We start from the raw sequence: 19,152 nt of genomic DNA on the forward strand, positions 1-19,152 counted from the left end.
CACGAGTACGGGCGGCGGCAGACCGCTTCGGTCAGCTGCCCGCCTCTGAGCCGATGTCGACCTGCCGGCGACGCCGCTCCAACTCGTCGATCTCCCCGGGTACCGAGTCGATCTCGGACTCAGGGACTTATGTCCCCCACCACTTGGAACGTCCTGATGATCTCGTCGAGTGCAGCCACGTCGGCGTCGGTCGCCACCGACACCTGCAGGTAGACCAGGAAGCTGAAGTCCGGCGGCTCGGCGGCGATGACGTAGAACAGACTGCCCTCGGGGCCGCAGTTCTCGTACGAATCGAAGACGCCGACGTACAGTCCGTCGTCATACTCGAACCGCCCCAGATAGTCGCATTGGTCGTCGAAACGCCCAGCGTCGAGGACTTCGTCGGGACTCATGCCGAGCAGCTGGGATGCGCCGAAGAACAGCCCGGGGATGCCCCAAGATTCTGCCCACATGGCGAGGTCCGGAGAGGCGCTCAGGAAGCGTCCCGCCTCGAACCCGTTGTAGTTCCAGATGCCCGACGCCACGTCGAACCACTGATCGGGCACGCTCACCTGGAGCGAACCGGAGTCGTCGGTGATGATTGAGTAGGTGTACGCGTCCGTCCCTGGGGGTTGTGGGTCTTCGTTGCCGGTGCCCTGGCCGGGGAGGTTGACCTCCTCCAGTTCCCGCCCGTTGATCTGGCCGCGCAGCACCTGGTCGGTCGCTGGCCGGTACACGTCTATGGCGAGCACGTCGTCCACCAAGCGGGTGCGCAGCACGTCGCAGTAGTCGCCCATGGTCCCGTCCTCGCCGAGCCGCAGGCCCTCCAGGGAGGTGACCAGATCACCGCCCTGGACCCCGGCCACGTCGGCGGGAGAGCCCGACTTCACCGAGAACACCCAGATGCCGGAGAACCCCTCGACGATGAACGCCTCGCCGTTGATCCCAAGGCTCTCGACGTCGGTCCCCTCGCTGAGTTGGTCGATCACCGGCCGGGCGATGTCCCGGGCGAGAGCGAACCGCTGGCCCACGTTGTTGTTGGCGTAGTGGACCGCCACCACCCGGCCGTCTTCGCTGACCACCGGCCCGCCCGAGTTTCCCCCATGGGTGGCAGCGGTGTGTTCGATGACGGCGTCGTTGGAAGACCACGGGGTGTTCCCGTCGACCCGGTCCTTGGAAACGATGCCTTCGAGGAGGGTGTACTCCGGGTCGCCCAGGGGGTATCCGGCGGCGTAGACCCTCAGGCCGGTGGTGATCGGCCCGTCGTACCACTCCAGGTAGGGGAACCCGTCTCCGGCGATGTCGATGACCGCCAGGTCGTTGCACTCTGAGACCCCAACGATCCGGGCGTTGAGCGGCTGGTCGTGACCCTGGACGTACACGTCGAGGGTGGCGGCTCCGGTGACCACGTGGTTGTTGGTCACTGCCAACCCGCTGGGGTCGATGATGAAGCCCGAGCCGGCGCCGGGGACGTTGATCTGGGTCCCCTCGAATGGGTCGACGAAGGTGCCTCGGGCGACGATCTGTACGGTCGCCGACCGCACGCCTTGCAGGCTGGTGACCGCCCCTCCCGAATCCGGCGTGGTCGTCGGGGCGGTGGACGTGGTGGTGGTTGCGCCGTCGTCGCCACAGGCGGCGACGACCAGCAGCATCGCCATCATCAGAGCAAAGCGTCTCACTTGGTTGCTCCCATCGGTGTCGCGAGGCGACTGTTCGAGCGTCCCCCGGCTCTTGTTCCGCCGACTGTACACCGCGGCCCCCATCCCTGGCGTGCGTTCACTGAGCGGCCGATGGGGGCTTGGCGGCGCCCCACGACCCGAACGGATGTCGCGCTCCGATCGCGTCGGTTTTGGCAGGTGTCAGGCATGTAGCGAGCAGGTGGTTGGAGGTCTGCCGAGGGTTAGCCCTCCTCCGTCCGAACCCTTCGGGCCGATCCCCCCTCTTCGGGAGTCAGCCGCCCCCGACCTCAGCGAATCGCCAACTCCTCACCATCCACGTCGATGGTCACTGTCGACTCAGCAGTCACCCGGCCCTCTAGCAACTCGAGCGCGAGCCGGTCCTCGATGGCGGTGCGGATGAGTCGTTTTAGCGGCCTCGCCCCGTAGTCCGGGTCGTAGCCGTGCTCGGCCAGCCAGGTCATCGCGTCTTCGGTGACTTCGAGACTGATTTCCCGCCCGGCGAGGCGGCGGCGCAGGCCCTCCATCTGGATGGCGACGATCTGGCGCAGATTCTCCTGGGTGAGGCGACGGAACACGATGGTGTCGTCGAGCCGGTTCAAGAACTCGGGTCGGAAGTGCTGCCGCACCACCGCCATCACCCGCTCGGTGATCTCCTCGTCGTCGATCCCGTGGGTGATCAACTCGGACCCGAGGTTGGATGTCATGATCAGGATGGCGTTGGAGAAGTCGACCGTGCGGCCCTGCCCGTCGGTGAGTCGCCCGTCGTCGAGCAGCTGGAGCAGTGTGTTGAACGCATCGGGGTGTGCTTTCTCCACCTCGTCGAGCAGGACCACCGAGTACGGGCGGCGGCGTACCGCTTCGGTCAGCTGGCCGCCCTCCTCGTAGCCGATGTAGCCGGGCGGGGCGCCGATGAGGCGGCTGACGGCGTGGCGCTCCATGTACTCGGACATGTCGATGCGGACCATGGCTCGCTCATCGTCGAACAGGAACTCGGCCAGGGCTCGGGCCAGCTCCGTCTTGCCGACGCCGGTGGGGCCGAGGAACAGGAACGACCCGATGGGGCGGCCCCGCTCAGCGAGCCCGGCGCGGGAGCGTCGGATGGCGTTGGCGACGGCGGCGACGGCGGGGTCCTGGCCCACGACACGCTCGTGGAGTTGCTTCTCCAGGTGGATGAGCCGCTCGACCTCGCCCTCCAGGAGCCGCGACACCGGGACCCCGGTCCAGCGGCTCACCACCTGGGCGACGTCCTCCTCGTCGACCTCCTCCTTGAGCATCGTCATCTCCGCCTGGAGGTCGGCGAGAGCTTGGTGCTGCTCGTCGAGGGAGGCCTCGAGGTTGGGGATGGTCCCGTAGCGCAATTCGGCGGCGCGCTGTAGGTCGCCGGACCGTTCGGCCCGCTCCGACTCGGTACGGGCGCTCTCAACCCGCTCCTTGGTATCACGCAAAGCGGCGATCGCCTCCTTCTCGGCGCTCCAGTGCTCCATGAGGCGGTCCATCTCGGTGGAGAGTCCTTCGTACTCCTCGGCGAGCGCTTCCAGGCGCTTGGCCGAGGCGGTGTCGCTCTCCTTGGCGAGGGCGGCGCGCTCGATGTCGATCTGGCGGCGGCGTCGCTCCAGCTCGTCGATCTCCTCGGGCATCGAGTCGATCTCGATGCGCAGGCGGCTGGCGGACTCGTCGATCAGATCGATGGCCTTGTCGGGGAGGTGGCGGCCGGTGATGTAGCGGTCGGAGAGCACAGCGGCGGCGACCAGGGCGGCATCGGTGATGCGCACGCCGTGGTGGACCTCGTAGCGGTCCTTGAGACCGCGCAGAATCCCGATCGCCTCTTCGACGCTGGGCGGCTCGACGAGCACCGGCTGGAAGCGGCGCTCCAGGGCGGCGTCCTTCTCGATGTGCTTGCGGAACTCGTCGAGGGTGGTGGCGCCGATCATGCGCAGCTCACCGCGGGCCAGCATCGGCTTGAGCATGTTGGAAGCGTCCATGGCACCTTCGGCGGCGCCGGCACCGACGACGGTGTGCATCTCGTCGAGGAAGGTGATGATCTCGCCGGCGGCGGCGCGGATCTCATCGAGTACCGCCTTGAGGCGCTCCTCGAATTCCCCGCGGTACTTGGCGCCGGCCACCATGGCGCCTAGGTCGAGGGCGATGACCCGCTTGCCCTTGAGCCCCTCTGGCACGTCGCCGTCGACGATGCGAGCGGCGAGCCCCTCGACGATGGCGGTCTTGCCGACGCCGGGCTCGCCGATGAGGACCGGGTTGTTCTTGGTGCGGCGCGTGAGCACTTGGATGACCCGGCGGATCTCGTCGTCACGACCGATGACCGGGTCGAGCCGACCGCGGCGTGCCTGTTCCACCAGATCGCGGCCGTATTGCTCCAGGGCGTTCATCGGCGCCTCGGGGTCGGCGCTGGTGACGCGATGCGGTCCGCGCTGCTCGGCGATGGCGGCGAGCATGGCGTCACGGTTGCCACCCAGCGTCTGCAGGGCTTCGGCGCTGGGGGTCTTCGAGGCGGCGAGAGCGAGCAACAGGTGCTCTACCGAGACGAAGTCGTCCTTCATCTTGGTGCGTTCCCGGTCGGCGTCCTCGAGCACGGCAACCGATGCCTTGTCGAGCGCGGCCTCGGCTCCGCCGTGCACGCGGGGGAGGGCGTCGAGGGAGTCGGTCACCCGATTGCGCAGCGACAGGGGGTCGACCCCGACCCTCTCGAGGATCGGGTGGACGAGACCGTCCGACTCGCCAAGCAGGCCGAGGAGCAGATGCTGCGGCGTGATCGCCTGGTGAGCACGGCGGGTCGCCTCGTCCCTGGCGATGACGAGCGCCTGGCGCGCCTTGGTGGTGAGCGTGTTCAGGTCCATGGGAGTGTCAACACATATCTTATTCGTGGTGTTCCACTAAATATGAGTGGAGAGGGCGCAATGCGCGTTTCACGATTCGCGGTTCGCCTGAGTTCTCGGAATGCTCGGGTCCCCGGGCCGGTTGGCCCTGAGAAAGAGGAGTCCCATTGGCCAAGGCATATTGGAACGACACGCTGATCGCTGAGAGTGATGACACCGTCGTCGTCGAGGGCAACCACTACTTTCCCCGAGCCGCCATCGACGACACCTACTTTCGGGAGACCGACCATCACACGGTGTGCTCGTGGAAGGGCGTCGCCTCGTACTTCGATGTGACCATCGACGGCGAGATCAATTGCAATGCCGCCTGGTACTACCCGGAGCCGTCTCCGGCGGCCGAGCACATCCGCGGCCGGGTCGCCTTCTGGAAGGGCGTCAGGGTCGAGCAGTGACCGGCGCAGGCAGAACGCCGGGGAATGTCGAGTTCGAGAACTAACCGGCCGACCTCACGACGCGACCGTCCCCCTCCGTTCTTGGTGGAAAACGACCAGCACAGTGTGTGTCCCTGGAAGGGCACGGCCGCGTACTTCGACATAGTGGTCGACGGCCAGACCAACCGTGGGGCTGCCTGGTACTACGCCGATCCCAAGCCAGCCGCCGAGGAGATCCGAGATCGGGTCGCCTTCTGGAAGGGCGTGGCAGTCGAAGCCTGAACGAGGGTGCTGGCGAAGCCGCTCGCACCGGAATAGTCGGGGGAGTGTTGCTAGCCGTGGTCTCCAGCCACGACCCGGGCCAGCGCGGCCGAATCGTCGACACGGATCACGCGGTATGCGGTCGACACCGCTCCCATGTCCCGCAGGGAGGCGAGTGCTTCGTTGACGCTCTGCCGGCTGGTGCCCAGCAGGGACGCGATCTCAGCCTGCGACATGCGGACCTCACCGTGGATCGCGGCCTCTTCAAGGATGAGGTCGGCGACCTGAGCTACCACCGTGCCATGCATTAGACGAATGATCCGCCGATGTGCGGACTCGAGTTGCCGTAGACCGGCGACAAGCCACCGCAGGCACAGTGCGGGTTGCCGAGCAAGTTCGGGTACGAGACGATCCCGATCGAAACGCAGCGCCCGCACCTGCGTAACCGCCCGAGCCCCGGACAGGTAGAGCCCCTCGCCGAACATGGCGATATCGCCGAGCACCGCGCCCGGTCCGACCCTGGCCACGACCCGGCGGCGTCCCGCATGATCGCGGTACAGGTGCACGGTGCCGTCGCGGATCAGGTAGGCGGCGCTCGCCGGCTCCCCTTGACGGAACAGGTGCGATCCGACGAACCGAGAGATTGGCTCGGCGACCGCCTCGAGAACCTCTAGATCTGCCGGCCCAAGAGGCAGGTAGTCAGGGTGCCCGAACGATCGTGCCATCCACGCCAGGTGCTGGTCATCTGAGAGGGTCACGGCATCCTCGGGTGGCTGGCTGTCCTGCTCGTCAACCATAGACTCGAACCGGGTTGGGTGATCTCGGTTCATTCCTTGTGACTCTTGCGTTGTGAGGGATTGTGAGGGAGGGGCGGGGCGCCGTTATCCGCTGCCAGCCCGACGCCGAGTGCGACGATGGCGATGGCGACCAGTCCCGCGACCATCGGCTGCGCGGCAACGATGCCTGCGACCGATGCTGCGGTGCGTTCGATCCACCGGACCAGTGGGCTACCGGTGAGCGCGACCGCACCCGACGAGAGGACCGTTGCCCAGTGCCAGGCGATCAGCCCACCGGCGCCGATCAGCGTCACCCCGGCGATGATGTGCAGTCGCGCTGCCAGAGGCCGAATGCGCTCCACGATCCGGTCGCGACCGAGCCCGATCGCAACGGTGATCACCGTGACGGACAGCGCCATACCCAATCCGTAGGCAGCAAACGTGATCAGTCCTTCACCGACCGAACCGCCGGCGATCGCACCGGCGGTCAGGCTGAGGAAGATGGGCAGGGTGCACGCCAGCGAAGCCACTCCATAGGACGCCCCGAAGGTGAACATGCCGGCGAAGGTGCGGTCCTTGGTGCCGCGACCACCCGGCCTGAGTGCAGGCAGCAGATCTCGCCCGGCGACCATGGCAATCCCAAGGACCACGAATCCGATGCCGATCACGAGTGCGATCCACGGGATCCACGTGATGATGGCGCGTACGCCGAGGGTCACGAAGGCGCCAGCGACGACAAACACGACGACAAAGCCAGCAGATACGGCTCCGGCGACGGCAAGCACCGGCCGGCGCAGATCCGGCCCGTCGCCGATGAACAGACCCAGATATGCGGGGAGCATGGCGAACCCGCACGGGTTGACGGTCGACACCATGCCGGCGGCGAATGCCGCCGCCAAGACCGCGCTCACGACAGCAGCTCACTCTCGATGATGCGTCGGAGATCGTCCGCAAAGAGCACACCGTTGTGCACGCGCACCACGAGCCCATCGCTGTCGATGAACACCGTGGCTGGCATCGCGATCGCCCCAAACTCTCGATAGAGAGCTCCGTCGCGATCGTGGACCAGCCGGTAATCCACGCCGGTCTCCTCTATGAGATGCATGGCACCATCGAGGCTGATCTCCTGCACGTTGAATCCGAGGAACACGACGTCGCCGGCCGTTTCCCGGGAGACCTCGGCAAAGTCGGGTAACTCGGCGATGCAGGCTGGGCACCACGACGCCCAGAAGTTGATAACCACCGGCGTGCCAGCGAAGTCCGCCAGGTCGCCGGTCGCGCCGTCGAAAAACTCGATCGGGGCACGTACCGGGTCACCCCGGACATCGTGGCGCGACGCGGTCCAGTTAGAGACCACGGCTGCTGCAATGACGGCGGTGGCGGCGACGGCGAAGGCGAGGCGCCTGTTGACTCGGCTCATGGTGTGTTCTCCGGTGGGGGTGTCGTGGTGGAGCTTTCGCCTGGTTGGCCAGGGTGTTGGTTGTCGTTGAGGACAACCGCCCCGAATGCGAGTCCCGTCCCTGACTGTCCGGTACCCGACATTCGGGGCATACGGTGTGGATGCCGGGGTTTGTCCTGATATGTCAGCACGCCCATCCCCACTGCTCGGTCTCGCCGCGTTGGTATCGCTCGTCGGTACGGCTTGCACCACGAGCGAGACACAGCCTTCGGCACCCAACGGCACGACGGTCGAGGAGATTGCCAGCCCGGTCGGCACGCTTCCCGATGGCCCGTCGGCTCTCCAGAACATGTTCGACCCGGAGTTCCCCGAGCCCCTCGTCGACCCCGAGCAGATCATCTCGGGAGGTCCTCCCCCTGACGGGATCCCCCCGATCGATGATCCCCACTTCGTACCGGTCGCCGACGTCGACTGGCTTCGGGATCAGGAGGGTGTGATTGCCGTGGAGATCGATGGCGACGCTCGCGCTTACCCGGCGCAAATCCTCATCTGGCACGAGATCGTGAACGACACCGTCGGGGGTGTCCCGGTCTCGGTGACCTACTGCCCCCTGTGCAACAGCGCGGTGACGTTCGTCCGATCGGTAGAGGGCGTCGAGACGACCTTCGGCACATCGGGTCGGCTGTTCGCCTCCGCGCTGGTGATGTACGACCGCGCCACCGAGTCTCTGTGGACCCACTTCGACGGGCGTGCGGTGGTCGGCGTACTCGCCGGACAGCGTTTGCAGCCCATTCCATCGCCGTTGCTCTCGTGGGGCGAGTTCCGCGCTGCCTACCCGGATGGGTTGGTCCTCAACAAGTTCCGAACGGGACACTCCCGCCAGTACGGGTCCAACCCTTACGTGGGATATGACGATCCGGACGGCCATCCCTTCTTGTTCAACGGGATCGTCGACGATCGCGCCCGCGCCATGCAGCGAGTCGTCGGGATCGAGCTCGATGGGACGGCGCGAGCGTGGTCCCTCGACGCGATCTCTGATGGTGAGGCGTCAGTGACGCACGACCAGATCGCAGGCCGCTCGTTGGTCATCTTCTGGCGCGACGGGCAGGCCAGCGCACTCCACCAGTTCCTGACCGACATCGGGCGAGTGGTGGGCACGGTGGGTGTCTTTTCCCCGCTACTCGAAGGCCAGGAGCTCACCTTTCAGGCGCGAGAGGACGAGTTTGTCGACGACCAGACCGGTTCTACCTGGGACATCACCGGACGAGCCGTTGCAGGTCCCCTGACCGGAGCGACCCTCGAGCGCCTCCACCACCTTGACACGTTCTGGTTCGCCTGGTCGACCTACCAGCCCGATACGTCGCTAATCGAGCCGTGACCGCTGCCAGTAGCCCTCGACAAGGAGATTTAGCGCCCATGTTGGAATATGACGTCGTCGTGATCGGCGCCGGTCCGGTTGGCGAGAACGCCGCCGCGGCTGCGGCACGAGAAGGTCTGAGAACCGTCATCGTCGAGCGTGACCTCGTCGGCGGGGAGTGCTCGTACTGGGCGTGCATGCCGTCCAAGGCACTGTTGCGCCCCGGCGAGGCGGTTGCCGCGGCGCGGCGGGTTCCCGGGGCCGCGGAGGCGGTCGCCGGATCCATCGATGTCGACGCTGCCCTTTCAAGGCGCGACTCCCTGGCGTCGGATTGGGACGATTCGGGGCAGGTTCGGTGGCTGGAGGGCGAGGGTATCGATCTCGTGCGCGGCCACGGGCGAATCGCCGGGGAGCGGGCCGTCGAAGTGGAGCACACAGACGGGTCGTCGACCTCGTTGCGGGCAGGACGAGCCGTGGTGGTCGCCACCGGCACCGGCGCTTCGTTCCCGCCGATCCCCGGCCTGGATCAGATCAGCACATGGGACAACCGCGATGCCACCACGGCCAAGGACGTGCCCCGACGCCTCGCCATCCTCGGCGGGGGTGCCGTAGGAGTGGAACTCGGACAGGCATGGCGGGCGCTCGGTGCCGAGGAGGTCACCATCATCGAACTCTTCGACCATCTCCTCAGCCGTGAAGAACCGTTCGCTGGCAAGGAACTCGCCGAGTCATTGCGAGGCATGGGCATTCGTGTGCTGGTGGGCGCCAAGACGTCACGGGTCGATCGTCAGGGCGGCGACGGTCCGGTCGTACTAACCGTCGAGGTGGATGGCGAGGTCGAAACGATCACCGCCGACGAACTCCTGGTGGCTACCGGCCGTCGCGCGTTGACCGAGGACCTTGGACTGGAGACGATCGGGCTCGATCCCGGCGGCTTCTTGGAAGTAGCCGACGACTTGCGGGTCAAGGCGGTGCCAGACGGTTGGCTGTACGCCGTCGGCGACGTAAACGGCCGGAGCCTGCTCACTCATACCGGCAAGTATCAGGGGAGGCTCGTCGGTCAAGTGATCGCTGGCCATCAGGTGACGGCCTGGGCGGATACGGCGACACAGCCACGGGTCGTCTTCACCGATCCCCAGGTGGCCGCGGTCGGACTCCTCGAACAGCAGGCGCGAGACCAAGGACTCGATGTCCGGGTGGTCCGCTACGACATCGGCAAGACTGCCGGGGCCGGTGTACTGGGGCGCGGATACCACGGCACGTGCCAGTTGCTGATCGACGCAGCCCGCGACCTGATCGTGGGAGCCACCTTCGTGGGTCCGCACGTGGGGGAGATGATCCATGCCGCGACCGTCGCCATCGTCGGTGAGGTGCCGTTGTCTCGGCTATGGCATGCCGTGCCATCCTTCCCTACGCTCAGCGAGGTCTGGCTCAGACTGTTGGAGACCTATCGGGACGAGTATGGAGAGGAGTACCGCTGACGCTGATGCACCCCGCTGAGGTTGCACTGGCGCGCTAGGTGCGGTCGGCGCTCATGCGGCACGTGCTTCCCTACGACATGGCTGCCGCGGCGGTAGCGCTGGCGTTCCTCTTTGCCGGCGCGCGTCGTCAAGCCACCGTACAGCCGAGCGCCCAGTCGTAGGGAAGGAACTCGACGCGGGGACGCGTAGCGACGACCCAGGCGGCAACCTCGGCTTCCAGCCATGGGATCAGGGCCAGGGCCACCGCCCTGGGGCGGGCGGGAAGCATCGTGGGCATCTTCGACGGTCGTGTGAAGTCGCCACCGAACCAACGGAAGATGCGTGACAGGCGGAGCACACCGGAATCGGGATCGGCGCTGGCGCCGCCCTCACGGAGAAAGCGCTGCATCTGGTCGTCGAGTTGATGGTTGAGTGCTGGCCCCGCATAGGGTTCGGAGCGCAGCGTCGGACATGACACCGCGCCGCACATGAGCGCAGCATGGACGCGGGGGTCACTGAATCGACGAATCTTGGCGTGCTCGATCGCGTCGAGGGACAGCGTCTCGTCGGAGATGGTGAGGACGGGGCGCTGAAACCCACCGGGGACCCGTAACACCGAGGTCGTATCGCTTCGACCCGCTTCGACCGCAAGACCGATGGCGGCCGCGTTGTAGAGGTTGATCCAAAAGGCGAGGGCGCCGTCTTTGCCGAGTCGGTCTGGCTCGACCTCGGTGGCGTGCTGAATGAAGGCGGCGACGGACCCTGGATCCACGGCCCGGATCCCGCGTTCGGCGATCGTGGCGAGGATCGGTCCTAGCGCTGCTTGATCGACGTGCCCTGACCCGGAAGGTCGGGGAGCACGGACGCTGCGAAGTGACTGGCCGATCGACCAGAGGACCGCGAGGGGGTTGGGCGATGGCGATTGGGTCACCCCATGCACAACCGCCGGGCGGTGTCGGCTGTTCCCGTTGTGTGAACCGTCAGGCTGGAGCGGGCCGGATACGCACGGACACGATCGGGCCCGGACCGAATGGATCGGATACCTCTAGGCCCACGGATCGGTAGGCCGAAGCTGGCACCGAGATGTCGGCCAAGTAGATGTCCCCGGTAATGGCCGCTGGCGCAGCCATCAGCCCGGTCTTCGGGAGTCCAAGCGTCACCGTCACCTCGGCGTGGATGCACGGACTCCTTGCTTCGCCGGTCGTAGCGTCAGGCCGCTGGGGATGTCGACCGAGATGATCGGACTGGCGGCGCTGTTGGCCCACTCGATGAGATCGGCTGCTCGTTGGCGGGGGTCGCCCGATAGGGAGTATCCGATGATCCCATCGATGATCACGTCGCCCGGTGTCGGTGCGTCCTCAATGGGTATGCCGAGCCGGTTTGCGATCGTCAACTGCAAGGTGGGGACGGGTCCCATTCGATCTGCGGAGGTTGCCGTCACGGCAACGCCAACTCCCCTGTTGACCAGGTGTCGCGCCGCCACCAGTGCGCCACCGCCGTTGCCCCCGGTTCCCGCCAGGACGGTGACTCGTTGGGGGTTCCACAGCGTCATGGCGAGGCGTGCGACGGCAGCACCGGCATGCTCCATCATCATCGGCAACGCGACGCCGAGGTCCTCGATCATCCGCCGGTCGATGTCGGCCATCTGGGCAGCGGTCACCGCGGGGAGGCCGGCCGAGGCGGGTGGAGGCAGCATCGACATCGTCCGTAAGTGTCGCATGGATGGGACGACCCTCATGCTTGACCTTCGAGTGACTCGAAGGTGTACGGTCCGCTGATGCGGATAGGAGCGTTGGCCCGCGTTACCGGTCTCGATCGGTCGACGATGAGGTTCTATGAGCAAGTCGGTGTATTCCCGTCGCCGCCGCGTCTCGACAACGGCTATCGCGACTATGACGAGCGCCTGGTGGAACTCGGACGATTCGTACGGGCGGCCCGCTCGCTGGGATTCACGCTCCACGACATCCGGGAAGTCGTACGGCTGCGGGAGTCGGGTACCGCGCCGTGCGCGCAAGTGCGCCGGGTCATCGACGCCCGCATCGCCGGTGTCGGGCAGCAGATCGCGGACCTGCTGCGAGCCCATGAGGAGCTCATAGCGCTACGCGACGAAGCGGCGTCGTTGGACGATCGGTGGGAGGAGGCATCGTGCGTTTGCCATCTGGTGACCGGGTGACCATTGAGGTCCGGTACTTCGATTCGTGCCCCAACTGGAAGCGGACGCGCCGCCTGATCGAGGGGATCACTGGTGAAGCACCTCGGCTGCTTCTGGTGGAGACACTCCAGCAAGCCGAGGAGCTCGACTTTGCCGGATCCCCGACCGTGTTGGTCAACGGGGTCGATCCGTGGTCGGACCAAGCGGCTGCTGCTTCGATGTCGTGTCGCATCTATCGAACGCCTGACGGTTCGCTCGTCGGCGGACCCACCGAGGCGATGCTCCGCGATGCCCTGAAACCCGACGCCTGACGGTCGCGTATCCTCGGACCCGTGATCGAGCCGCAGTTCATTCCGTACCGCCCGACGCGGCCGCCGATCGAGGAGGTTGCGGCTCGAGCGCACGACCTGTACCAGGCTCTAGATACGCGCCGCAGCGTTCGCATGTTCTCCCCGGACCCGGTGCCGCGGGCGATCATCGAAGATGTCGTTCGCGCCGCGTCCACGGCTCCGTCGGGGGCACATCGCCAGCCATGGCGGTTCGTGATCGTCGGTGATCCTGGTACCAAGCGTAAGATCCGCGCCGCCGCTGAGGCCGAGGAGGCCGAGAACTATGGCGGAAGGCTGCCCGAGGATTGGCTGGAGGCGCTGGCCCCACTCGGTACCGACGAACACAAGCCGTATCTGGAGATCGCACCGTGGATCGTCGTTCTGTTCGAGGAGCGCTACGGCATCAACCCTGATGGCTCTCACCGAAAGAACTTCTACGTGAAGGAGAGCGTTGGGATCGCCGCCGGGATGTTCGTGGCAGCCGTTCACCTGTCGGGCCTGGCGACCCTACCTCACACCCCGAGTCCGATGGCGTTCCTGTCGAAGACGCTGGAGCGGCCCGAGAACGAGCGACCATTTGCGCTCTTTCCCGTCGGGTATCCGGCCGACGATTGTGTGGTACCCGACCTCGTTCGTAAACCTCTCGCAGAGGTGGCGGTCGAGTTCCCGCCTCCTGTGGGGTAGGGCGTCACCGCGCGAGAGAGTGTCGGCCGCACGACATTGCGTCGCCCGCCGATGGGTCCAGGGCGTTGAGATGGGTATGACTACACCAGCGAGGAGAAACCGATGTCGTACCTGATACCGATCAGCGAACAGCCCGGCTCTGTCGACGCCATGTCGCATGCCCGGCGCTTCGATAGGCTGTTTAGGGTGGCCGCGGTCGCCAACGCCATGCTCGAGGAGGTGCGCGACGCCCCGTGTGACCCACCGGGCTGCGGGCGCCTGCGCGACTCCTATCTGCGCACCGTGGACGAACTGCGCGATGTGCTCGGCGGAGACCTCAGGGATGAGCTGGGCCGCCGGGTTGTCGCATTCGGACGAGGGGCCCCCACCCCCTCTGAGCTGCGAGTAGCGCACGCCGAGCTTGTGGGGTGGCTGGACGGCCTCCTCGGGGGTCTTGCCGCCGCTGTCGACACCATTGAGGCACCGTCGGTGCGGGACGAAGAGGACCGCGCCGACATCATGCCAGGGCAATACCTGTGAACACCATCGAATACCGGGTCGGCCCGTCGAGACCGACCGGCCAGTCCTGGGCCGAGGACTGACATGGACATAGCCGTGAACCTCGTGGAGTCCTATCTCCGGCTCAATGGCTATCTGACGCTGACCGAGGTCGAGGTTCAGCATCCTGGAGCGAGCGGCCTTTACGAGTCGATCACCGACATCGACGTGGTGGCAATCAGGTTCCCCGGGGACATGTTCGCTGCCGACCTGCATGGTGAGGCGGACAGTCGGATGCTTCTCATCGAGGACGATGGACTGTATCTCGGACCAGAGATGGTCGACGTGATCATCGGCGAGGTCAAGGAGGGACCCGCTCGGCTCAACGCTGCGGTTCGGCGGCACGAGGTTCTTCATATGGTTCTTCGCCGCTTGGATTGGATCTACGAGTCGGGGGTTGATCCAGTCCTCGCCGATCTCCAGCGCCGCGGGTTGTCCGAGGCTATGGGGAGGTCGGGAGCGGTCATCCGTACCCGACTGGTTGCCTTCGGTGCCGACCCCGGCGAACCCACGCTCCATCTGGTGCCGCTGTCACATGTCTTGGAGCGAATGGTCGAATTCATGGAACGTTTCGACGACGTACTGCGTCCCACCCAGTTCAAAGAGCCCGCCCCCGCACTACTGCGGCTCCTCGTGAAATGCGGTTTTCGTCTCACGAATCGATAGAGAGGGCGCTACGAGGTGCCGCGATCGTCTACCCGACTGTCGGCGTGCTGACAGATCGGGAGTCGGGGGGAGTGGGGTGTTTCACGGGTGACACTAGAGGAGGTCCCTATGGCCGTTCAGGCCATGCCCGCACTCGCCGGACTCATTCCTACTGTTGTGATGTCGACGATGATGGCCGTCGCTCGTCGTATCGGTTCCGCCTACTCGAGGTTGAGCGGACAGGCTGGCGTCTCGACTCGGCCTATGGCGGGCGTGTGAACAGTCTCCCTGACCGCACCGGTGGGCGTACCGGCGTGGAGGCTGCCGTGAGCACTGGACAGGACGCGGCATATGAGCCAAGTCTTGCTGCTGGCTACTTGCCGCTTCCTACTTCCGCCTCACATCCGGCAGGTTGCCGCTGGTCGGTGGCACCTCTCCTCGGATCCTCGCCTCGGCCTCGCCCAGGAGGCGTCTCAAGCGCGTCACCTGATGCTGCAGGCGGTCGGCATCATCGCGGAGTTCGAGGATCATCCGCACACCCTCGAGGTTGACGCCGGCGGCGGTGAGCTCCTGGATGAGCTGGAGGCGCTCCACGTCCTCCTGTGAGTAGCGACGGGTCCCGCCGGGGGTGCGGTACGGACTGAGGAGGCCGCGCCGCTCGTAGATCCTGAGGGTCTGTGGGTGCATGCCGACGATCTCTGCAGCCACCGAGATGATGTAGACGGCGTCTCGTTGTCGGTCGGTCATCGCGCTCACACTCCCAGGTGCTGCCGGGGGTCGTCGTCGTCGAGTTCGGCGAGCTTGGCGATCAGATCTCGTTGTTCGTCGGTTGACTTCTCGGGGACGCGCACGGTCACCGTCACCAGCAGGTCCCCGGTCGCCGACGGCGTCTTGACGCCCTTGCCAGACACCCTGAACGTGCGACCTGTTTGAGTTCCCGGCGGGATCCGGAGCGTCACCTTCCCGTCGAGCGTCGGAACGGCGATGTCGGCGCCGAGGGCTGCCTCGGCAAAGGTGATGGGGGCCTCGAGGGTGAGTTGCTTCCCCTTTCGGCCGAAGATCGGATGCGACCCGACCCGAACGCGCACGAAGAGGTCTCCGGGCTGCCCGCCGCGGGCGCCGGGGTGGCCCTTGCCGCGGACGCGAATCCGGGCACCGTCATCGACCCCCGCCGGCATTTTCACCTTGACCGTCTTTCCGGCGATGTTGAGCGTCTTGGTGGTGCCGGCGATCGCCTCGTGGAAGGTGAGATCGATCGCGGCCTCGAGGTCTGCGCCGCCCTGGGGTCCTCGTCGTCCGAACATGTCCCCGAACCCACCGAAGCCTCCGAGCAGATCGCCGAGGTCGCCGAGGTCCTCCACCCGGATGTACTCGGTGCCACCACCCGGTCCGCCGGCGTAGGCGCCCCGGGCGAATGCCTCCCGGGCCTGGTCGTACTCGGCGCGCACCTTCGGGTCCGTGAGGACGCCGTAGGCCTCGGTGACATCACGGAAACGCTGCTCGGCCGCCTCATCATCCGGGTTGTTGTCGGGGTGGTACTGCTGGGCGAGCTTGCGGTACGCCTTCTTGATGTCCCGCTCGGTGGTGGAGCGGTCGACGCCGAGGACCTGGTAGTAGTCCTTCTCGAGCCACTCCCGGCGGATGGCGTTCATGACCCGGTGCCCAAGTCCTCCGACGCCACACCGACCATCGCCGGCCTGAGCAGGCGGTCACCGACGCGGTAGCCGCGACGCATCACCGAGGTGACGATCAGACGACCGTCGCCGCCGCCACTGACCGCTTCGTGGATGGCCGGGTCGAAGTCGTCACCGTCGGAGACGTCGATCGGATGGACGCCCTCGGAGGCGAGCATGCTGATCAGTTGCTCTTTCGTCGATGTGAGGCCCGAGCGGAACCGTTCCTCACCGGAAGTCTCCGGGTGGCTGGCGGCGGCGGCATCCAGCGAGTCGAGGACGGGCAGCAGCGCCTCGGAGACGCGTCGTGCCGCCGAGGCGACCACTCCCTCGCGGGCCCGCTCCGAGCGTTTGCGGTAGTTCTCGTAGTCGGCGGCGACTCGCTGCAGATCCACCAGGTGGGAGGCCGCCTCGCTGCGTGCCTCGAGCAGGTGCTCGGCGAGGACCTCCAACGCCTCCGCCGGGTCGTCGGGCAGGTCCAGGTCGAGCGCGTCGAGCGCCCGGTCCTCGGTCACGTCGGGGAGGTCGGTCACCCTTCGCCACCCTCGTCGACGATCTCGGCCTCGACGACGCCGTCGTCGTCACCCGTGTCACCAGCACTCGACTCCCCGGAGGCAGCCTGCGCCTGCTCGTACACCTTCTGCCCGAGCACCTGCGCCTTGGTGAGCAGGTCCTGCGTCGCCTCGCGAAGGGTCTTCGGGTCGGCGGCAGGGTCGTCGAGCAGCTTGCGTACCTCGGCGATGGCATCGGTGATCGGCGCCTTCTCCTCGTCCGACAGGTTGTCGCCCAGCTCACCGAGCTGCTTGTCGATCTGGTACACCGCGTGATCCGCCTCGTTGCGGGCGTCCGCCGCCTCGCGGCGGGCCCGGTCCTCGTTGGCGTGGGACTCGGCCTCGGCGACCATCTTCTCGATCTCGTCCTTGGGCAGCGCGGTGCCCCCGGTGATGGTGATCTGCTGCGTCTTACCGGTACCCAGGTCCTTGGCCGACACCGACACGATCCCGTTGGCGTCGATGTCGAAGGTCACCTCGATCTGCGGAACCCCACGCGGGGCCGCCGGAATCCCGGTCAGGTTGAACCGTCCGAGCGACGAGTTGCGGTCCGCCATCTCCGACTCACCCTGCAGGACGTGCACCTCGACTTCGGGCTGGCCGTCTGCCGCGGTGGTGAACACCTCTGAGCGCCTGGTCGGAATCGTGGTGTTGCGTTCGATCATCTTGGTGAACACGCCACCCATCGTCTCGATGCCGAGCGTCAGCGGTGTGACGTCGAGGAGCAAGATGTCCTTGACGTCACCCTTGAGGACACCGGCCTGAAGGGCGGCGCCTGCGGCGACGACCTCGTCGGGGTTGACGCCCTTGTGCGGGTCCTTGCCGGTGATCGACTTGACCAGCTCCTGTACCGCAGGCATGCGGGTGGAGCCGCCCACGAGGATCACGTGGTCGATGTCCTTGACGTCGATGCCGGCGTCCTTGATCGCAGACAGGACCGGCTTGCGGGTCGACTCCACGAGGTCCTGGGTGAGCTTGTGGAAGTCCGACCGCGTCACCTTGTGCTGCAGGTGCAACGGCCCCTCGCTGGTCGCCGTGATGAACGGCAGGTTGATCTCGGTCTCGGTGACCTGCGACAGTTCGATCTTCGCCTTCTCGGCGGCCTCCTTGAGTCGCTGGAGAGCCATCGGATCCTTGCCCAGGTCCACGCCGTTGTCGTTGCGGAACTCCTTGACCAGGAGCTCGATGACTCGCTCGTCGAAGTCGTCACCACCGAGCGAGGTGTTGCCGCTGGTCGACTTGACCTCGAACACGCCCTCGCCGATCTCGAGGATCGACACGTCGAAGGTGCCGCCGCCGAGGTCGTAGACGAGGATCGTCTGATCCTGCTCCGCCTTGTCGAGTCCGTAGGCGAGGGCGGCCGCCGTGGGCTCGTTGATGATGCGCAGCACCTCGAGCCCGGCGATCTGGCCGGCCTCTTTGGTTGCCTGGCGCTGGGCGTCGCCGAAGTAGGCGGGGACGGTGATCACCGCCTGGGTGACCTCGCCGCCCAAATACGCCTCGGCGTCCCGCTTCAGCTTCTGGAGGATGCGGGCGCTGATCTCCTGGGGGTTGTAGTCCTTGCCGTCGGCCTCGAAGGACCAGTCTTCGCCCATGTGGCGCTTCACCGACCGGATCGTTCGATCCGGGTTGGTGATGGCCTGGCGCTTGGCCACCTCGCCGACCAGTACCTCGCCCCCCTTGGAGAAGGCGACGACGGACGGCGTGGTGCGGTGCCCCTCGGCGTTAGCGATGACGGTGGGCTCGCCACCCTCGAATACGGCGACCACGCTGTTGGTGGTTCCGAGGTCGATCCCTACGGCTCGTGACATGAATGCGCTCCTTCTCGTCGGGAGGCGATCTGAGGATCCTCCGCGATCAAGTTCTTAGTCAGTACGGAGAGTAGAACCTGAGTGGGGCTATATCAATTCCCAAGAGTGTGAGTGGCACGCTGTTCTCGGGGGGAGGCACTGGCGATCGGCTCAGGCCTGGTCGGATACGATGCGCCACCTTGGGCGAGATCACCGACCGATCAGTGAGTGACCACGGCGCCGGGTGGCCACAAGCCGTTCTCGTGGTCCTGCTGCTGTATCTGTTCCTGATCGGCGTGAAGGCATTGGAGTCGGGGATCAACGGGCTCGGATCGGGGTTCACCGATGCACTCTTCGAGGGCGTCAGTCATCCGCTCGCCGGCCTGTCCGTGGGCATCCTCGGCACGGTGCTGGTGCAGTCGTCGTCGGTGAGCACGGCGACCATCGTTGGTCTGGTCGGTGCCGGGACGCTCGGATTCGAGGCGGCGATCCGGGTGATCGCCCACCTGATGAACATTCTGACGTCGCTGGTGATGCCGATCGACCGGCTGGACTACTACGACGAGAAGAAGGCCGATCGCGAGTAGCGCACCACGGCGGCGGCCTAGCCTCGTG

At 66.2% G+C, this 19,152-nt stretch carries 21 protein-coding genes; 10 read left to right on the forward strand and 11 right to left on the reverse strand.

Translation table 11 applies throughout. The annotated features are described in order from the left end of the window. Positions 1 to 119: 119 nt before the first annotated feature. Positions 120 to 1,658: a S1C family serine protease gene (locus WEA29_02585; GenBank protein ID MEX2322644.1), complete on the reverse strand. Its 1,539-nt coding sequence runs from the start codon at positions 1,656 to 1,658 to the stop codon at positions 120 to 122. A gap of 287 nt (positions 1,659 to 1,945) precedes the next feature. Next, positions 1,946 to 4,513, reverse strand: coding sequence for an ATP-dependent chaperone ClpB (clpB, locus tag WEA29_02590; protein ID MEX2322645.1), 2,568 nt, complete (start codon positions 4,511 to 4,513; stop codon positions 1,946 to 1,948). A 146-nt stretch (positions 4,514 to 4,659) separates the two neighbouring features. Between clpB and WEA29_02595 the strand changes: the two genes are divergently transcribed. Both WEA29_02595 and WEA29_02600 read left to right on the forward strand, forming a co-directional pair. Beyond that, on the forward strand, positions 4,660 to 4,944 hold the full coding sequence (locus WEA29_02595) for a DUF427 domain-containing protein (GenBank protein MEX2322646.1): 285 nt from the start codon (positions 4,660 to 4,662) through the stop codon (positions 4,942 to 4,944). A gap of 24 nt (positions 4,945 to 4,968) precedes the next feature. Further along, positions 4,969 to 5,205 carry a DUF427 domain-containing protein gene (locus tag WEA29_02600; protein MEX2322647.1) on the forward strand — a complete coding sequence of 79 codons (237 nt, stop codon included), beginning with the start codon at positions 4,969 to 4,971 and terminating at the stop codon, positions 5,203 to 5,205. A gap of 50 nt (positions 5,206 to 5,255) precedes the next feature. Here WEA29_02600 and WEA29_02605 read toward each other — a convergent pair whose 3' ends face one another. The 3 genes from WEA29_02605 to WEA29_02615 all read right to left on the reverse strand — a co-directional run bounded on the left by WEA29_02605 (position 5,256) and on the right by WEA29_02615 (position 7,380). Beyond that, complete coding sequence (locus WEA29_02605; protein MEX2322648.1) at positions 5,256 to 5,942, reverse strand: Crp/Fnr family transcriptional regulator; 687 nt, start codon at positions 5,940 to 5,942, stop codon at positions 5,256 to 5,258. A gap of 68 nt (positions 5,943 to 6,010) precedes the next feature. Continuing rightward, positions 6,011 to 6,871, reverse strand: coding sequence for a cytochrome c biogenesis protein CcdA (locus WEA29_02610; GenBank protein MEX2322649.1), 861 nt, complete (start codon positions 6,869 to 6,871; stop codon positions 6,011 to 6,013). Then, positions 6,868 to 7,380 (reverse strand): TlpA disulfide reductase family protein, encoded by a 513-nt coding sequence (locus WEA29_02615; protein ID MEX2322650.1) that lies wholly within the window; start codon positions 7,378 to 7,380, stop codon positions 6,868 to 6,870. The genes WEA29_02610 and WEA29_02615 overlap by 4 nt, the downstream gene beginning before the upstream one ends. 160 nt (positions 7,381 to 7,540) lie before the next feature. Between WEA29_02615 and WEA29_02620 the strand changes: the two genes are divergently transcribed. After that, complete coding sequence (locus WEA29_02620) at positions 7,541 to 8,737, forward strand: DUF3179 domain-containing protein (protein MEX2322651.1); 1,197 nt, start codon at positions 7,541 to 7,543, stop codon at positions 8,735 to 8,737. A 38-nt stretch (positions 8,738 to 8,775) separates the two neighbouring features. Beyond that, positions 8,776 to 10,197 carry an NAD(P)/FAD-dependent oxidoreductase gene (locus WEA29_02625; GenBank protein ID MEX2322652.1) on the forward strand — a complete coding sequence of 474 codons (1,422 nt, stop codon included), beginning with the start codon at positions 8,776 to 8,778 and terminating at the stop codon, positions 10,195 to 10,197. 127 nt (positions 10,198 to 10,324) lie between these two features. On the opposite strand, the gene WEA29_02630 is transcribed toward WEA29_02625, so the two are convergent. Together WEA29_02630 and WEA29_02635 are read right to left on the reverse strand one after the other, a co-directional pair. Then, positions 10,325 to 10,948, reverse strand: coding sequence for a DUF547 domain-containing protein (locus tag WEA29_02630; protein MEX2322653.1), 624 nt, complete (start codon positions 10,946 to 10,948; stop codon positions 10,325 to 10,327). 390 nt (positions 10,949 to 11,338) lie between these two features. Then, complete coding sequence (locus WEA29_02635) at positions 11,339 to 11,878, reverse strand: NAD(P)H-hydrate epimerase (protein ID MEX2322654.1); 540 nt, start codon at positions 11,876 to 11,878, stop codon at positions 11,339 to 11,341. 75 nt (positions 11,879 to 11,953) lie between these two features. Here WEA29_02635 and WEA29_02640 point away from each other — a divergent pair, with 75 nt between their 5' ends. From WEA29_02640 to WEA29_02660, 5 genes are all read left to right on the forward strand, one after another. After that, a complete protein-coding gene (locus WEA29_02640; protein MEX2322655.1) occupies positions 11,954 to 12,349 on the forward strand; it encodes a MerR family DNA-binding protein in 396 nt (131 codons plus the stop codon). After that, positions 12,322 to 12,639 (forward strand): thioredoxin family protein, encoded by a 318-nt coding sequence (locus WEA29_02645; GenBank protein MEX2322656.1) that lies wholly within the window; start codon positions 12,322 to 12,324, stop codon positions 12,637 to 12,639. Before WEA29_02640 ends, WEA29_02645 begins: the two co-directional genes overlap by 28 nt. 21 nt (positions 12,640 to 12,660) lie before the next feature. Next, the gene (locus tag WEA29_02650; protein MEX2322657.1) at positions 12,661 to 13,341 is read left to right on the forward strand and encodes a nitroreductase family protein; all 681 of its coding nucleotides are present in this window, start codon (positions 12,661 to 12,663) and stop codon (positions 13,339 to 13,341) included. Between the two features lie 102 nt (positions 13,342 to 13,443). After that, positions 13,444 to 13,860 carry a proteasome activator gene (locus WEA29_02655; protein ID MEX2322658.1) on the forward strand — a complete coding sequence of 139 codons (417 nt, stop codon included), beginning with the start codon at positions 13,444 to 13,446 and terminating at the stop codon, positions 13,858 to 13,860. Positions 13,861 to 13,923: 63 nt separating this feature from the next. Continuing rightward, complete coding sequence (locus WEA29_02660; protein ID MEX2322659.1) at positions 13,924 to 14,544, forward strand: hypothetical protein; 621 nt, start codon at positions 13,924 to 13,926, stop codon at positions 14,542 to 14,544. Between the two features lie 366 nt (positions 14,545 to 14,910). Here WEA29_02660 and WEA29_02665 read toward each other — a convergent pair whose 3' ends face one another. Genes WEA29_02665 through dnaK form a run of 4 tightly spaced genes read right to left on the reverse strand, consistent with a single transcriptional unit; the run spans position 14,911 to position 18,558 of the window. Continuing rightward, positions 14,911 to 15,270, reverse strand: a complete 360-nt coding sequence (locus tag WEA29_02665; GenBank protein ID MEX2322660.1) for a helix-turn-helix transcriptional regulator — start codon at positions 15,268 to 15,270, stop codon at positions 14,911 to 14,913. Between the two features lie 5 nt (positions 15,271 to 15,275). After that, positions 15,276 to 16,175, reverse strand: a complete 900-nt coding sequence (locus WEA29_02670; protein ID MEX2322661.1) for a DnaJ C-terminal domain-containing protein — start codon at positions 16,173 to 16,175, stop codon at positions 15,276 to 15,278. Beyond that, the gene (locus WEA29_02675) at positions 16,172 to 16,729 is read right to left on the reverse strand and encodes a nucleotide exchange factor GrpE (GenBank protein ID MEX2322662.1); all 558 of its coding nucleotides are present in this window, start codon (positions 16,727 to 16,729) and stop codon (positions 16,172 to 16,174) included. The genes WEA29_02670 and WEA29_02675 overlap by 4 nt, the downstream gene beginning before the upstream one ends. Then, positions 16,726 to 18,558: a molecular chaperone DnaK gene (gene dnaK, locus WEA29_02680; GenBank protein MEX2322663.1), complete on the reverse strand. Its 1,833-nt coding sequence runs from the start codon at positions 18,556 to 18,558 to the stop codon at positions 16,726 to 16,728. The genes WEA29_02675 and dnaK overlap by 4 nt, the downstream gene beginning before the upstream one ends. A 179-nt stretch (positions 18,559 to 18,737) precedes the next feature. Here dnaK and WEA29_02685 point away from each other — a divergent pair, with 179 nt between their 5' ends. Further along, positions 18,738 to 19,124, forward strand: a complete 387-nt coding sequence (locus tag WEA29_02685; protein ID MEX2322664.1) for a hypothetical protein — start codon at positions 18,738 to 18,740, stop codon at positions 19,122 to 19,124. Positions 19,125 to 19,152 lie beyond the last annotated feature (28 nt).

This window comes from Acidimicrobiia bacterium, from assembly GCA_040902765.1.
Classification (GTDB): Bacteria; Actinomycetota; Acidimicrobiia; order Spongiisociales; family UBA11373; genus DATKBG01.